The sequence below is a fragment of the Nonomuraea maheshkhaliensis genome (genome assembly GCF_039529435.1).
Lineage (GTDB): Bacteria > Actinomycetota > Actinomycetes > Streptosporangiales > Streptosporangiaceae > Nonomuraea > Nonomuraea maheshkhaliensis.
In genome coordinates, this window is sequence record NZ_BAAAMU010000027.1 from 38,253 (window position 1) to 52,904 (window position 14,652).

At 72.7% G+C, this 14,652-nt stretch carries 14 protein-coding genes; 5 read left to right on the forward strand and 9 right to left on the reverse strand.

The features are described 5' to 3' along the window. The first annotated feature begins 7 nt into the window (after positions 1–7). Genes ABFX54_RS20125 through ABFX54_RS20135 form a run of 3 tightly spaced genes read left to right on the forward strand, consistent with a single transcriptional unit; the run spans position 8 to position 3,747 of the window. Positions 8–1,171, forward strand: a complete 1,164-nt coding sequence (locus tag ABFX54_RS20125) for a cation:proton antiporter (RefSeq protein WP_346106894.1) — start codon at positions 8–10, stop codon at positions 1,169–1,171. A 31-nt stretch (positions 1,172–1,202) separates the two neighbouring features. Then, positions 1,203–1,820 (forward strand): pentapeptide repeat-containing protein, encoded by a 618-nt coding sequence (locus tag ABFX54_RS20130; RefSeq protein ID WP_346106896.1) that lies wholly within the window; start codon positions 1,203–1,205, stop codon positions 1,818–1,820. Positions 1,821–1,842: 22 nt separating this feature from the next. Beyond that, the gene (locus ABFX54_RS20135) at positions 1,843–3,747 is read left to right on the forward strand and encodes a hypothetical protein (RefSeq protein WP_346106898.1); all 1,905 of its coding nucleotides are present in this window, start codon (positions 1,843–1,845) and stop codon (positions 3,745–3,747) included. On the opposite strand, the gene ABFX54_RS20140 is transcribed toward ABFX54_RS20135, so the two are convergent. Next, positions 3,638–4,561, reverse strand: coding sequence for a helix-turn-helix domain-containing protein (locus ABFX54_RS20140; protein ID WP_346106900.1), 924 nt, complete (start codon positions 4,559–4,561; stop codon positions 3,638–3,640). The two genes, ABFX54_RS20135 and ABFX54_RS20140, sit on opposite strands and share 110 nt — an antisense overlap. A 137-nt stretch (positions 4,562–4,698) precedes the next feature. Here ABFX54_RS20140 and ABFX54_RS20145 point away from each other — a divergent pair, with 137 nt between their 5' ends. Continuing rightward, positions 4,699–5,685, forward strand: coding sequence for an aldo/keto reductase (locus ABFX54_RS20145; RefSeq protein ID WP_346106999.1), 987 nt, complete (start codon positions 4,699–4,701; stop codon positions 5,683–5,685). Positions 5,686–5,749: 64 nt separating this feature from the next. Here ABFX54_RS20145 and ABFX54_RS20150 read toward each other — a convergent pair whose 3' ends face one another. Both ABFX54_RS20150 and ABFX54_RS20155 read right to left on the reverse strand, forming a co-directional pair. Continuing rightward, the gene (locus ABFX54_RS20150; RefSeq protein ID WP_346106902.1) at positions 5,750–6,394 is read right to left on the reverse strand and encodes a copper resistance CopC family protein; all 645 of its coding nucleotides are present in this window, start codon (positions 6,392–6,394) and stop codon (positions 5,750–5,752) included. 77 nt (positions 6,395–6,471) lie between these two features. Beyond that, on the reverse strand, positions 6,472–7,173 hold the full coding sequence (locus ABFX54_RS20155; RefSeq protein ID WP_346106904.1) for a hypothetical protein: 702 nt from the start codon (positions 7,171–7,173) through the stop codon (positions 6,472–6,474). A gap of 73 nt (positions 7,174–7,246) precedes the next feature. On the opposite strand from ABFX54_RS20155, the gene ABFX54_RS20160 reads away from it, so the two are divergent. Continuing rightward, positions 7,247–7,537, forward strand: a complete 291-nt coding sequence (locus ABFX54_RS20160) for a hypothetical protein (RefSeq protein WP_346106906.1) — start codon at positions 7,247–7,249, stop codon at positions 7,535–7,537. Between the two features lie 33 nt (positions 7,538–7,570). Here the strand turns inward: ABFX54_RS20160 and ABFX54_RS20165 are convergent, their stop codons facing one another. The 6 genes from ABFX54_RS20165 to ABFX54_RS20190 all read right to left on the reverse strand — a co-directional run bounded on the left by ABFX54_RS20165 (position 7,571) and on the right by ABFX54_RS20190 (position 14,508). Continuing rightward, positions 7,571–8,611, reverse strand: coding sequence for a fatty acid desaturase family protein (locus ABFX54_RS20165; protein WP_346106908.1), 1,041 nt, complete (start codon positions 8,609–8,611; stop codon positions 7,571–7,573). A gap of 304 nt (positions 8,612–8,915) precedes the next feature. After that, a complete protein-coding gene (locus tag ABFX54_RS20170; protein ID WP_346106910.1) occupies positions 8,916–10,049 on the reverse strand; it encodes an FAD-dependent monooxygenase in 1,134 nt (377 codons plus the stop codon). 27 nt (positions 10,050–10,076) lie between these two features. Next, on the reverse strand, positions 10,077–11,693 hold the full coding sequence (locus ABFX54_RS20175) for an MFS transporter (RefSeq protein WP_346106911.1): 1,617 nt from the start codon (positions 11,691–11,693) through the stop codon (positions 10,077–10,079). A gap of 106 nt (positions 11,694–11,799) precedes the next feature. After that, positions 11,800–13,200: an FAD-binding oxidoreductase gene (locus ABFX54_RS20180; RefSeq protein WP_346106912.1), complete on the reverse strand. Its 1,401-nt coding sequence runs from the start codon at positions 13,198–13,200 to the stop codon at positions 11,800–11,802. Between the two features lie 66 nt (positions 13,201–13,266). Next, complete coding sequence (locus ABFX54_RS20185; RefSeq protein ID WP_346106914.1) at positions 13,267–13,542, reverse strand: hypothetical protein; 276 nt, start codon at positions 13,540–13,542, stop codon at positions 13,267–13,269. Positions 13,543–13,611: 69 nt separating this feature from the next. Beyond that, on the reverse strand, positions 13,612–14,508 hold the full coding sequence (locus ABFX54_RS20190) for a hypothetical protein (protein ID WP_346106916.1): 897 nt from the start codon (positions 14,506–14,508) through the stop codon (positions 13,612–13,614). Positions 14,509–14,652: the final 144 nt, after the last annotated feature.

Consider the following 14,652-nt stretch of genomic DNA (forward strand, 5'->3'; position numbering starts at 1 on the left):
GCCGCGGGTGCACGAAACCGCGATCATCTTTCTCGAATTCGGTGCCGTTCTTCTCGGTCTCGGCGTCCTGGGCGCCCTGGCACTGCGCGGCGGAATCTCCCCCATCCCGCTCTACCTGATCGCCGGCCTGGCGTTCGGCACCGGCGGCGTGCTGCCGCTGGCCACGAGCGAGGAGTTCATCTCGGTCGGCGCCGAGCTGGGCGTGGTGCTGCTGCTCCTCACGCTGGGCCTCGAGTACAACGCCGACGAGCTGGTCACCAGCCTCAAGAGCAACGCCAGGGCCGGCATCGTGGACCTGGTGCTCAACGCCGCCCCCGGCGCCGCCTGCGCGCTGCTGCTCGGCTGGGGGCCGGTCGCCGCCGTGGCCATGGCCGGCGTCACCTACGCCACCTCGTCGGGCATCACCGCCAAGGTGCTGTCCGACCTGGGGTGGATCGGTAACCGGGAGACACCGACCGTCCTTTCGCTGCTGGTCTTCGAAGACCTCACGATGGCGATCTACCTGCCGGTCCTGACGACCATGCTGGCCGGGCTGAGCCTGCTCAGCGGGGCCATCTCCGTCGGCATCGCGCTGCTCACCGTGAGCGTCGTGCTGATCGTGGCGCTGCGTTTCGGGCGCTTCATCGAGGCGTTCGTGTCCAGCCCCAACTCCGAGGTGCTGCTGCTCAAGGTCGTCGGCCTGGCCCTGCTGGTCGCCGGTCTGGCCCAGCAGCTGCAGGTCTCGGCGGCGGTGGGCGCGTTCCTGGTCGGCATCGCGCTGTCGGGCGAGCTGGCCGAGGACGCGCAGGCGCTGCTGGCGCCGCTGCGCGACCTGTTCGCGGCCGTGTTCTTCGTCTTCTTCGGCTTCCAGACCGATCCGGCGAAGATCCTCCCGGTCGCGGGCCTGGCCGCGCTGCTGGCCCTGATCAGCATGATCACCAAGCTGCTGACCGGTATGTACGCGGCCAAACAGGCGGGCATCGCCAAGGCCGGCCAGGCGCGGGCGGGCATCGCGCTCATCCCGCGCGGTGAGTTCAACATCGTCATCGCCGGTCTCGCGGTGGGCGCGGGCGTGCATCCCGACCTGGGAGCGCTGGCGGCGGCGTACGTGCTCATCCTGGCGGCGTTCGGCCCGCTGGCGGCCAAGCTGGTGCAGCCGCTCATCACCTCCATCGCCAACCGGGCGGCCTGACGCGGGAGCGCCGATCCGCTAGTTTGTTCGCATGACAGACCGCAGGCTCGGCGTTCCCGCACCCCCGGTGGAGCGGACGATCAGGTCCGCTGACTGGGACAGCCTCGACATCTCCGGCGAGAATCATCGCCGGGTGCTGTTCCAGGACGTGGACCTGACCGAGCTGTCCGACCACGGCTCCTCCTTCGAGGAGTGCCAGTTCAGAAACGTGCGCTTCAACGTCTCGGTCCACGAGGACGCGCGCTTCCTCAACTGCGTGTTCTCCCGCTGCTCGTTCTTCGACGCCACGTTCACGGGCTGCAAGCTGACCGGCTGCGTGTTCGACGGCTGCACCTACGGGCTGCTCAAGGTGTCCGGCGGCGACTGGTCCTACGTCGCCCTGCCCGGCGCCGACCTGCGCGGCAGCGCCTTCCACGGCACCCGGCTGCGCGAGGCCGACCTGTCGGCGGCCCGGCTGTCGGGCGCCGAGCTGCGGCGCTGCGACCTGTCCGGCGCGTGGCTGCGCGAGGCCGACCTCACCGGATGCGATCTGCGCGGCAGCGATCTGAGCGCGCTCGACCCGCGCGAGGTCACGATCAAGGGCGCGATCATCGACCCGTTCCAGGCGACCGTGGTGGCCGGGGCTCTAGGGTTTGACGTACGAGACTGACCCCCACCCCCCGGGACACCTCTTGCCGAACGCCGAACTCACCCCCGCCGAGCAGGCCGTCTCCGCCGCCGTGGCCCGCGGCGCCAAGGTCGACCTGCGCTCGGGCGACCCCGCCCGCGACTCCCCCGCCGGCGCCGCCTCCTGGGGCTCCGGGCGCGAGATCCGCGCGGAGGTGCTGGAACGGCTGCTGCTGGCCGAATACAGCGAGCCCGCCGACAAACCCGGCCTGCGCCTGACCGGGGCGCGCATCACCGGCACGCTCAAGCTGGCGTTCGGCGAGATCGACTTCCCGGTCATCCTGCACGACTGCGCGTTCGACGAGGTCCCCGACCTCTACCAGGCCCGCACCCGCTTCCTCAGCTTCGCCGGCTCCCACCTGCCCGGCCTGATCGCCTCCAACATCCAGGTCGAGGGAAACCTGCGGCTGGTCGGCTGCCACGTACGCGGCGAGTTGCGCCTGCCGGGCGCCCGGATCAACGGCAACCTCACGCTCAACGGCGCCCGCCTCGACCACCCCGGCGGCACCGCGCTCAACGCCGAGCACCTCGATCTCGGCGCCAGCCTGCGCGCCGAGGACGGCTTCCGCTGCGACGGCGAGATCCTGCTCACCGCGGCCAACATCGGCGGCGCGGTCCAGCTCGACGGCGCGCGCCTGCGGGCGCCGGGCGGAGTGGCGTTCGGCGGGTCCAATCTGGTCGTGCAGGTCGCGCTGTTCGCCAGGGACGTCGAGGTGGACGGCGAGTTCAGCCTGCGCTTCGCCCGGGTCGGCGGGCCGCTCTCGCTGCGCGGCTCCCGGCTGCGCAACCCCGGCCGGCTCGCGGTGCGCGCCGGCGGGCTCAACGCCGAGGGCGGGTTCTTCATGTCGCTGACCGAGGTGGAGGGCATCGTCTGGATCGAGGCTGCCGCCGTCAGCCGCTCGTTCAACCTCAACGGCGCCCACCTGCGCAACCCCGGTGACCTCGTGCTGGCGGGCGACGGCCTCGTCGTCGACGGCGCCCTCGTGGCCCGCGACGGGCTCATCGCCGAGGGCGAGATCAGCCTGCTCGACGCCTCCGTCAGCGGCCCCGTCCACTTCGACGGCGCCACGCTGGTCAACCCGGGCGGCGCGGCGCTGTCGGCCAACGGCCTCACGGTCGGCAAGGTGCTCAACCTCTGCGACGGCTTCTCGGCGCGCGGGCGCATCCGGCTGACCAACGCCAGGATCGGCAGCCGCCTGTGCCTCAAGCGGGCCACGCTGGAGGCGCCCGGTGACGTGGCGCTCAAATGCCTCGGGATGGAGACGCGGGAGCTGTCGCTGCACACCGCCAAGCCGGTCGAGGGCACGGTCGAGCTGCGGCACGCCCGCATCGGGGTGCTGCGCGACAGCCCCGGCGTGTGGCCGGACGAGTTACGCATGGACGGGCTGTCGTACGAGGCGCTCGAACCCATGCTGCCGGCCGCCGAACGGCTGGGCTGGCTCGGCCGCGACATCGACGGCTACCTGCCCAACGCCTACGAACAGCTCGCCGCGCTCTACCGGCGCCTCGGCAGCGACGCCGACGCCCGTGACACGCTGCTGGCCGGCCAGCAGCAGCGCCGCTCGTCACTGCCCTGGTACGCGCGCCTGTGGGGGCACCTCCAGGACGTCACCGTCGGCTACGGCTTCCGCCCGCTGCGCGCGGCCGGCTGGCTGCTGGCGCTGCTGGGCCTCGGCACGCTGGTGTTCGCCCAGAACGAGCCGCCGCCGCTGAAAGCGGGTGAGGCGCCGGAGTTCAGCGCGCTGGTCTACTCGCTCGACCTGCTGCTGCCGATCATCGACTTCGGCCAGGAGAAGGCGTTCAACCCGGGTGGTGGGACGCAGTGGCTGGCGTACGGGCTGATCGCGGCGGGCTGGGTGCTGGCCACGACGATCGCCGCCGGTCTGACCCGCTCGCTGCGCCGCGCGTGAGCCGGTCGAGCGCGGCGCCGGTGGCGGCGTCGGCGGGCAGGTAGACCACGATGCGCTGCTCCGACCCTGTCAGGTCGAGCTGCTCCCTGGCCAGCCGCAGCTCGCCGGCCTCCGGATGCGCGAAGCGCTGCACGTCGTCCGGCACCGGCGGCCCGGGCGTGGCGGCAAGACGCCCGGTGAAGGACTCCCCCGCCACGAAGGACAGCTCGTCGAACAGCTCGGCCGCCCAGGGGTCGTCGGCGCCGGCCTCGTACTTCAGCATGGCGGCGTGCTCGTCGGCGACCCGGTCCCAGTCGGGGTAGGCGGTCCTGGCCCGCGCGTCGGTGAAGACGAAGCGGGTCAGATTGGGCACGTCGTGCTCCAGCAGGCCGGTGGGAGCGTGCAGCCGCTCGAAGCCGGTGGTGTGGGCGAGCACGTCGCCCAGCCGGTTGAGCAGCGCCGCGGGGGCGGGTTCGAGCCGGTCGAGCAGCGCCCGCACGGTGGGCCGCACGGTGCTGTGGGGCGCCTGGGCCCCCGCCGGGCAGAGCGCGAGGCCGCCGCCGGCCACCTTGGCCAGGTGACGCAGGTAGATCCGCTCCTGCGGCGTCAGGCGCAGGGCTTCGGCGAGCGAGGCGAGCACCGCCACCGACGGGTTGCGGTCGCGGCCCTGCTCCAGCCTGGTCAGGTATTCGACGCTCACCCCCGCCACGGTGGCCAGCTCCGACCTGCGCAGCCCCGGGGTGCGCCGGCGCGGGCCGCCGGGCTGGCCGACGTCGGCGACCCTGGTCGCCTCCCGGCGTGCGCGCAGGTAGGCGCCCAGCTCGTTGTCACTCACGGTGCCGAGTCTAGGGGGCGCGAAGCCCCCTTATCGTGGCCCTCCGGGGGCCAGTCCGGGCCCGGCCTTCCTGCGCGTACGGTGGCACGGCAGGGTGGGTGTCCATGACCAAGACGACCCGGCCCGGGCAGGGCGAGATGCGGTATCGGCTGCTCGGGCGTACCGGATTGCGGGTGTCCGAGCTGTTCCTCGGCGCGATGACCTACCAGGAGTCCTCGCCGGAGGCGCGGCGGATCTTCGGCACGTACGCCGACGCCGGCGGCAACGTGATCGACACCGCCTCCATGTACGGCGAGAGCGAGAGCGTCGTCGGCGAGCTGCTCCAGGGCCGCCGCGACCGTTTCGTCCTGGCGACGAAGTACACCGGCACCCGCGACCGCACCGACCTGAACGCGGCCGGCAACCACCGCAAGAACCTCGTGCTGTCACTGGAGCAGAGCCTGCGCCGGCTGCGCACCGACTACGTCGACCTGTTCTGGGTGCACGTGTGGGACCGCCACACGCCCATAGAGGAGACGATGCGGGCGCTGGACGACGTGGTCCGCTCGGGCAAGGTGCTCTACGTGGGCATCTCCGACGCGCCGGCCTGGCTGGTCAGCCGGGCCAACACGCTGGCGGAGTGGCGGGGGTGGACGCCGTTCGCCGGGCTGCAGGTGCCCTACAGCCTGCTGTGGCGGGACGTGGAGCGCGAGCTGCTGCCGATGGCGCGGGCGTACGGGATGAGCGTGGCGGCGTGGGCCGTGCTCGCGCGGGGCGTGCTGTCCGGCCGGTACGCCCGTCCGGGGGCGGCGGCCTCGCGGGTGTCGCCGGAGTCGATCAGCGAACGGGACCGGGCGGCGGTGCGGGTCGTGACGGAGGTGGCCGGCGAGCTGGGCGTGACGGCCTCGCAGGTGGCCATCGCCTGGGCGGTGTCGCGTGGCGTGCATCCCATCCTCGGGGCGAGCACCGCCGAGCAGCTCGCGGAGCTCCTGGGGGCCTCGGACGTACGGCTGCCCGAGGAGGCGGTGCGGCGGCTGGAGGGGGCGGCGGAGTTCGAGCTGGGCTTCCCCGGCGACTTCATCGCCCAGACGGACGCCAGCCGGGACCTGTACGGCGACGCCCTCCCCCGCCTGACCGGCCGCTGACCCCGCCCCGCTGTCCCGGTCGTTAAGGCTCCCGCGAAGCCGGGCAGCGCGCCGCCCGGCTTGCTCAGCCCGCGTCCGCGTCCTCCCGGTCACGGCCCCGGCGCGTGGTCCTCAGCAGGACGAACGCGCCCAGCACCACCAGCACGGCCAGCCCGCCCCAGATCCACCCGGGAACGCCCGACGAAGACGCGGGCTGCTGCCCGGCCACCGCGGATGCGTCCGTCCCGCCGGCCGCTCCCGCGGCGGCACCGCTCGCAGGAGCGTCGGTGGCGGGGGCGGCGGACTGGCCGTCCGCCGGCGCGGTCTGCTCGCCCGAGGGCGACGCCGTCGAGGAGGATCCGCGCACGCCGAAGGGGATCTCCCCCTCGATGGGATGCCCGTCCGAGGAGACGACGCGCCAGGCGAGCACGTACGAGCCCGGCAGGAGAGGCTGCGGCACGTCGGCGAGGACGAGCGGGCCGTCCAGCCGGGGCTCGCCGAGGCCGATCTCCTTGCCCGCCGCGTCGTGGAGCACGACGAACGGGAACTTCACGCCGGCGGTGAATTCGAGTTCGACCTCCTTGAGCGAGGAGACCTGGGCGTTCTTCGCGGGCGAGCTGCTCTTGAGCGAGTCGTGGGCCAAGGCGGGCGAGGCCGGAAATATCAGGAAAAGGGCGCAGGCGAACGCCACCAGCGCGGCCTTGCGGATGTGTCGCGGCGGGATTGTCATGCTGGTCTCCAGAGATCATCCGGACGACCGCGCCCACGGCGCCGCCGTCCGGGCACAGGCAAGGGCGGGGAGGTGCGTCAGTGACGCGCCGTCGCCGGTGGTCCTCGCCTGCTGATCGTCCGCGGTACGGCCCTGCCCGAGCAGGCGGCGGCGCCGTACGTCATCGGCCGCCCGTCCCGCCCCGCCGTTTCCGCGCCGTCCGGTGCCGGGGCGGGGACGAGCAGGCGTACGAGCGAGCCCACGAGAGGCCCCACGACCGGGCACTCCGTGCCGCACAGCCGGATCATGGTCCACAACGCGCGCTCGCCCCGATGCAGCCACCACGCCGTCAGCGCCGCGACCGTGAGATGGGCCAGCGCCATGCTGAACGAGGGGTGCCCGCTCGGCGAAGTCCCGTGCAAAAGGTGGCCTGGGTCCGGCTGCGGTCCGAAAGGGGCGGGGAGGTGGGTCCGCGCGGGTGCGAGCCGTTCGAAGAACAGGTGCAGCACCAGCTGGGTGCCCACGGTGGCGGCCAGCACGGCCGCGAGGCCCCGCTCGCGCCCGTCGATCAGGTACGCCAGCGCGAAGGCGGCGAGCGTCCCGGCCAGGTAGGCCCCGAACGGCACCGCTCCCCCGCCGGCCAGCGCGTGCCCACCGGCCGACACCCCCCCGCACACGGTCGCGAACACCACGGCCCGCGCCAGCCGCAACCCCGTTCCTCCGACAGCGTCCCCGGTGTCCGACGGCGCGCCACGGAACGCGGCGCGGGCGAAGGGCCCGGAGAGGGACGGAGTGGGCACAGCCGACATCTTTCCACAGAGTTCGTCGGGACCACCGAGGTTCGAAACGCCCGCGTGGGGGCAGCCGGTTCCGATGGACATCGTCACGAAGGCCGGCGAGGACCTGGAGCGCGTGGTCCGGCAGGAGCTCGCCGAGGCCGGCTTCACCGTCGAGCCGTCCTTGATGTCCGCCGACAGCGGGCTCGGCATCTGGCAGGATCCGGCGCGCGGAGTGGTCATCGCCTGGGGCGCCTCGGCGGAGCAGCTGGTCAAGTACGCCACGATCCGCGCGGCGGTGCAGCTGGCGCTGCGGACCGTGCTGACCGACGCCGGGCATCAGGTCCGCCAGGACGACAACGGCATGGAGCTGATCGTCACGTCCTGACCCGCGCCGCTACGAGCCCGCCTCCTGCGAGCGTCACGTCCTGGCCTCGCGCAGCGGCCGGCCCACCTCGTGCAGGTGGCGCAGCGCCTGTGTCCATGACTCCACCAGCCCGCATTCGACGTAGTCGATGCCGAGCGAGGCGCAGTAGTCGCGCACGATCGGCTGCGCCCTGCGCAGGTTGGCGGTGGGCATGCTGGGGAACAGGTGGTGCTCGATCTGAAAGTTGAGCCCGCCGAGCGCGGTGTTGACCAGCCGCCCGCCGCGCACGTTGCGCGAGGTGAGCACCTGGCGGCGGAGGAAGTCCAGCTCGTCCTCGGCGGTGAGCACGGGCATGCCCTTGTGGTTGGGCGCGAAGGTGCAGCCGAGGTAGACGCCGTAGCACGCCTGGTGGACGACCAGGAAGAGCAGCGCCTTGGGCAGCGGCAGCACCAGGAACACCGCACCCAGGTAGGCCAGCACGTGCGCGCTCAGCAGCAGCCCCTCGGTGCCCCTGCCCTTGAGTGACCTGCGGCGCAGCGCGCGGAAGCTGGAGAGCTTCAGGTTGAGCCCTTCGAGCGTGAGCAGCGGGAAGAACAGCCAGGCCTGGTGGCGGCCGATGAACCGGGGCAGTCCGCGGCTCTCCCCGGCCTGCTTCTCGGACCAGACGAGGATGTCGGGGGCGACGTCCGGGTCGTGGTCCTCGTGGTTGGGGTTGGCGTGGTGGCGGGTGTGCTTGTCCATCCACCAGCCGTAGCTGAGGCCGACGGCCAGGTTGCCGACCAGCAGCCCGGCGATCCTGGCGACGCGCCGCGACCGCGCGATCTGCCCGTGCGCCAGGTCGTGGGCGAGCAGGGTGACCTGCGCGAACGCCACCGCCAGCAGCACCGCGACGGGCAGTTGCCACCAGGAGTCGCCGACGGCGGCGAACAGCGTCCAGGTGCCCGCGAACAGGGCGGCGACCAGGCCGATCCGGACCGCGTAGTAGCCGGGCCGTTTGTCCAGCAGCCCTTCCTGGGCGATGCGCCGCGACAGCCGCGCGAAGTCGCTTCCCCGCCGTTGTCCCGGGGCCGGGCGGGAGGTCTCTGCCACAGTCACGTACGTCTCCGATGCCAAGGAGGGGAATGGTCCTCCTAGCATCGCCAGGGACAGAGGGCTCGCGGACCCCCGCTGTCACCCGGCTTCGTGGTAGTGCCCGCCCTACCATGGGCGTCCCCGCCGCCTGGGGATCGGGACCGCCTCACGCCCTCAGCGTCGGCGCCGGGCGGCCCCACCTGGTGGGGAATGGCGGGCGGCGGGGACACCGGCTCGGCACGTCCGCACGGGTCCCTCGCCCGGGCCGGCGCGGCTCACGCGGCGCCTGCCCGGTCCCGTGCGGCTTCCGCTGCCGGTCCCGTACGGCTCACCCGGCCGGTGCCAGGGGGGCCGTGGCCGCGGACTCGCCGTGGACGTGCAGGTCGGGGCGGAAGGCCGCGAGGTAGGCGGCCCGGTCGCGGAAGGTGGAGGCGAGCGCGTCGCCGTAGTCGATGAGCTCCCTGTGGGCCTGCCTGCGCGGCTCGTAGCGGGCCCCGAGCAGCCGGTCGAGCAGGTCGTGGTCGCCGCCGGCCGCGCAGATGACGTCGGCCAGGATCTCGGCGTCGTGCAGGGTGTAGCTCATGCCCATGCCCGTCATCGGGTGGCAGGCGAACGCGGCCGAGCCGAGCAGGGCGGCGTTGCCCTTGTGGTAGGCCTCCACCCGCAGCGAGGAGACCTTGATGCGCTGCCAGGTGGCGGGCAGCAGGAAGTTGAAGGCGTCGGAGCTCTCGGTGACGAACTTCTTCAGCTCGTCCAGCAGCACCGGGATGCCGTCCTGGAAGATCTCCTTGTCCGCCTCCGGCGGCAGGCCGACGAACACCCTGGCCTGGTCCCTGTTGATCGGGTACAGGTAGGTCATCCAGCCTTCCGAGCTGAAGTAGAGCCGGTTGAGCCGGGCGACGCTGGCGCTCAGCGGCACGGTGGCCACCCGCATGAGCAGCCGTTCGTACGGCATGGTGAGCTGCTCGATGCCGAGCACCCGGCGGATCGCGGACTTGGTGCCGTCGGCGCCGATGACGACGCCGGCGCGCAGCCGCCGGCCGTCGGAGAGCGTCAGCTCCTCCACGTGGTCCCCGTCCGTGGCGATGTCGTCGATGCTGACGTCGAACCGGAACTCGACGCCCTCCATCGCGCAGGAGGTGTAGATGAGCTCGACCAGCTCACGGTACGGACGGATGAGGAAGCCGCCGCCGGGGAAGTGGCAGTCCTGGATGGGGTCGCCGTCGTGGTAGTAGCGGACGAGGTCGCGTCTGAGTCCGTGGCGTCCGACGAGGTCCGCCAGTCCGTGCCGGGCCAGCACCCGCAGTCCAGGCGGCTTGAGGAAGTCGGCCCCCGCGCTGGGGACCGAGGGTCCCTGTTCGATGACGACGACGTTGCGGCCGCGGCGGCCCAGGAGTAATGCCAGGAAACAGCCGCCGAGACCGGCGCCGACGATGGCTACGTCGCAGGATGTGGTTGCCATGACGGGGAGCCCTTTCGAATGGTTGAACTAGTGCGTGTGCCCGCGCGTGCCGGCGAGCGGGCCTGGTTCGGCCGCCCTGGGACGCGGGACAGGGTCCGGGTAGTGATCCGGGTTCGGGCCCGGATAGGGGGGTGCGGAGGGAGCACGGGTCTCGACCGGCAGCAGCGCGTCCGCCTCCGCCGCGACGGTGGCGAGGGTCATGCGCAGTTCGAGCAGCATCCGGCGCGGCACCTTGATCATCACGTCACCCGGGTCCGGCCGGAGCCGGGTGATCTTGGTCAGGGCCAGTGCCCCGATCAGCACCGAGATGGCCACGCACAGCGCGAGCGCGCCGGCCAGGCCCGCGTAAGGACCGGTCATGAACGGGTGGTCGATCACGACGGACACGACGGCGACGCCGACGGCCCCGCCGACCATGCGGGCCATGGTGGCCGCGCCGACGGCGGAGGCGTACTGGTGCGGGTGGGCGGCCAGGGTGGTCGCGACGGAGGTGCCGGGCGCGAGCGCGCCGACCCCGATGCCGACCACGACGCTGGCGATCAGGCCCCACACGGTCGGTCCCGCCTGGACCAGCACGAGCACGCACGCGCCGCCGCAGAGCAGGGATCCGGCGTAGATGAGCCCGTACGCGCCGATGCGCTTGACCATGCGCCCGGCCAGGAAGCTCGTGACGACGACGGCGACCGATGTGGGGGTCAGCCACATGGCCACTTCGAGCATCGGGTAGCCGAGGTGGAGCAGGTAGAGGGGCTGCACGGTGAGCAGCCCGTACGACAGAGCGCCGAACCCCCAGGTGGCCAGCCAGCCCCAGACGAACTTGGGCCGCCGCCACAGGGCCAGGTCGATGGCCGGCAGGCGGTGATGCCTGGCCTGCGCGAGCGCGCCGCCCAGCAGGGCCAGCGCGGCCAGCGCCAGCCACACCACGTCCATGCCCCAGGCCATGGCCTTGGAGATGGCCAGCACGATCACGGCGATGCCGGCGGCCAGCAGCCACGCGCCGAGCACGTCGGGAACGCCCTTGGCGCTGTTGCGCCGGCCCGAGGGCAGCCCGGCGCAGGCGATGAGGAGGGCGACGCCGATGACGACGTCGGGGACGAACAGGGACCGCCAGCCGACGGTGGCGGCCAGCCAGCCGCCGCCCGCCTGCATGAGCAGGCAGCCGAGCCCGGAGGCGGAGCTCCACAGCGCGATGGCGCCGCGCCGCTGCGATTCCGGCAGTTCCCCGAGCAGCAGCCCGAGGCTGGCCGGGATCATCGCCGCGGCTCCCGCGCCCTGCACGGCCCGTGCGGCCAGCACGTACGACCAGGGTTCCACGGTGACGGTGGCGATCCCGCCGAGCACGAACACGACGAGCCCTACCGCCAGCACGCGGCGGCGGCCGAACAGGTCGGCCCAGCGGCCCGCGGTCGCGAGCAGTGCCGCGATCGGGATGAACGCCGCGCTGGTCAGCCAGACCAGGTCGCCGAGCGGCATCCCGGCGCCGGCGGGCGTGTATCGGAGCACGCCCACTGCCAGGGTGGTGGCCGTGGTGTCGGCCATCACCGTCAACATGACCCCCGCACCGACCAGGCGCAGCATCACTCCGTGACGCCGGTTCACGCCGGGCGTGCCCGTCCCCCTGCTGGCCGTTGGTGACGAACGCACGTGGTTCCTCCTATGTGAGCGTCGATCGTTCTCCGCCGCGGGCGCACTCCGGCGGGTGCCGGCGGCGGAGCCGGACGTGATCTCTGGTGCTGTCTGTGGCGAGTGCTCAGGCGCCGTACCGGCCGGGCGACAGGAGGCCGTCCGGGTCGAGCGCGGTCTTGAGCCGGTGGAGCATGCCGAGTCCGGCGGTGCTGGTCTCCGACCAGACGTCAGCGGCGGCGTGGTCGATGTCGGAGCGGTAGATGGCGCAGCCGTTCCCGCGCAGCAGGCAGTTGCCGTCGTTGCGGAGCTGGTGCGCGCGGTAGGCGGCGTCGGGGGTGCCGCGGTCGAAGAAGATCTGGATGACGCCGTTGGCCAGGTGCTTGCTGACCATGTTCCACTCGACCATGAGGGCGGTGGTGTGGGCGTCCACGGCCGTCTGGAGCGCCGCCAGGATGTGCTCGGTCCTTCTCTCGTGCATCGGCATGACCGGCAGCAGGGCCAGGAAGCCCATCGCGCCCTCGTCGATCTGGTCGCAGGAGGTGACGCCGAGCGCGGCGTGCACGCCCCGGCAGGTGGGGATGCCCTGCGCCATGAGCGCCCTGGGGTAGAGCGGGTCGTCGGGGGCGACCTCGGCCGCGTCCACCACGCGCAGGGCCTCGGCGCCCTCGACCTCGATGAGCGCCTTGCGCAGCAGCTCCTCCGCCAGTTCGACGGTGGCGTCGCTGCCCATGAGCGGGCCGAGGACGGTGAACAGGCCGGGGTCCACGCCGGGCGGCAGCGCCCAGTCGCCGTGTCCGGGGACGAGGGACAGCTCGCGTACGCGCAGCAGCCCGTCGGCCGGGTTGCCGCCGCGCAGGAAGCCGGTGACGGCGCCGACCGCCGCGCCGACCTGGTCGCGCGGCATCCGGCCGTGCACGAGCCCGATGGTCTGCGGGCGCGGCACGAGCGAGACGGCCATCGCGGTGACGATGCCCAGGTTGTGCTGGACGAACGCGGACGTCAGGTCGGGCCCGGCGACCCGGCCGTGGTAGCGGCCCGCGGGGTCGAGCCCGCCGGTGGTGACCACGCTGCCGTCGGCCAGCACGGCCTCCAGCCCGGCCACGTCGTGCACGCGGGAGCGGACGCACCCGTCGCCGCGGTCGAGTGCGTTGCCGATCACGGAGGTGTCGGCGCACGAGGCGGTGACGTTCAGCATCCACGGGGTGTCCCGCAGGACGGCGGCGAGCTGCCGCTGGGTGACGCCCGGCTCGATGACCGCGTAGCCGGCTTCCAGGTCGAGGCTGCGCACCCGGTTCATGCCGCCGAGGTCGACGACGAGGTTGTCGTCGGTGACCGGCATGCCGGAGCCCATGCCCCAGTTCCTGCCGGTGCTGATGGGATAGAGACGGAGCTTGGCCGCGGTGGCCCGCCGGACGAGCGCGCGTACCTCGTCGAGGGTGCGCGGTGATTCGACGCCCGCCACGGAGCGCGGCTGGTGGCCCCCGACGTCACGCGACCTCAGCTCCGGTCGCGACAGATCCTGCATGACTCTCCTTGAATGGTGCGGTCCATTTCTCCGGCTCCCCGGCGAGGGAGCCACTGGGGGCACACGTCAGGCGGTGTGCGTGAGCAGGTCGTCGATGGAGCCGATGGCCTGGTTGGACATCTCTCTGATGTCACGCAGCCGCTGCTCGACGAAGACGTCGGCCTCGCCGTACGGGTCGGCGGGCGGGCTGACGGGCGGGACGCTCTCGGGGAAGGCGGGGAAGTCGAGGCTGCCGCGCGGCGCGGTCTGCGCGGGCACGTCGTGCAGTCCGTACGGGTGCCGCCGGACGTGGTCGGTGTGCTCGCGCCGGGAGCGGGCGGGCAGGTGCGGGGGGGTTCGCATGACGGGAGCTCTCCTACCGGATTCGTATGGGGTTTTCCGGGCGACCGCTCGCCGTTGAGCGGGTCGAGGTCAGCGTGCGCCCTCCTCGATGCCGGGGTGTCCGGCCCGTGGAGTGACGGCCGCGGGGGTCGCCCGCGGCACGCCGTGGTTGATGACGCTCGCGGCGATGCGGCGCTCCGCCAGCCCCATGTGGGGTCTGCCGGCACCGAGGGTGCTCGGCCTGGGAGTGGCCGAGCCGCGGATCATGGAGCTGGCGTGCACCCATCGGCGCGTCTCCGCCAGCACCTCTCGCTGCGCGCGGACCAGGTCCGCGTGCCGCGCGTAGTGTTCGCAGACGGCCCGCGCCAGCACCCGTGCCATGACGAGGTGCTCTTCGCAGGCGCCCGCGACCTTCGCCTCCAGGCCGGCGACCTGGGCGAGGAGCAGTTGCAGGTGCGGCAGGCCCGAGCTGCGCTCGAAGCCCTTGAGCTCGGCCAGCCGCTCGGGCCAGCGCAGCCGCCGCTCGATGGCGGCGCACACGTCCGCGACGAGCCGCGCGGCCGGCTCCTCGTCGGGGTCGTGCCCGTCCAGTTGCACGGCCCGCTGGGCCGTGGGTTCGAAGTCGGCGAGCCGGCGCAGCCCGCTCTGCAGCAGGCGTACCCGGTTGTGCAGGCACGCGGCGCTCCAGCCGAGTACCAGCAGGCGGTCCGCGTCCGCCTCGCAGTGCCAGCCGACCAGTGCCACTTCACGAGCCATCTGGTGGTGCAGCACCCATGACTCGTGTCCGGCGGGCGGTACCGGGGTGTCGATCCACACCTGGAGGCCGCCGGGGGGCAGCTCCGCCACGCCGATGTCCATGCCGCCGGGCGCGACCCTGGCGCAGATCCGCTGCACGACCCGCTGCTGTGCCGCCGTCTCCGGCGACATCGGCACCGGGCCCGGCAGCACGCGCTCCTGGGCCACTCTCGCCCTTGGCTCGATGCTCATCTGGGGCCACCTCCTGACCCGCGCGGTCTCTCGACCTACGTAAATTGACACTTAATAGTGCCGCTCTGATCGTCGTAAGACACCGGTTTTCTGTCAACTGGCACTTTACGTAGCCGGATCTGGGGCCAGGTTTACCCGGCCCCC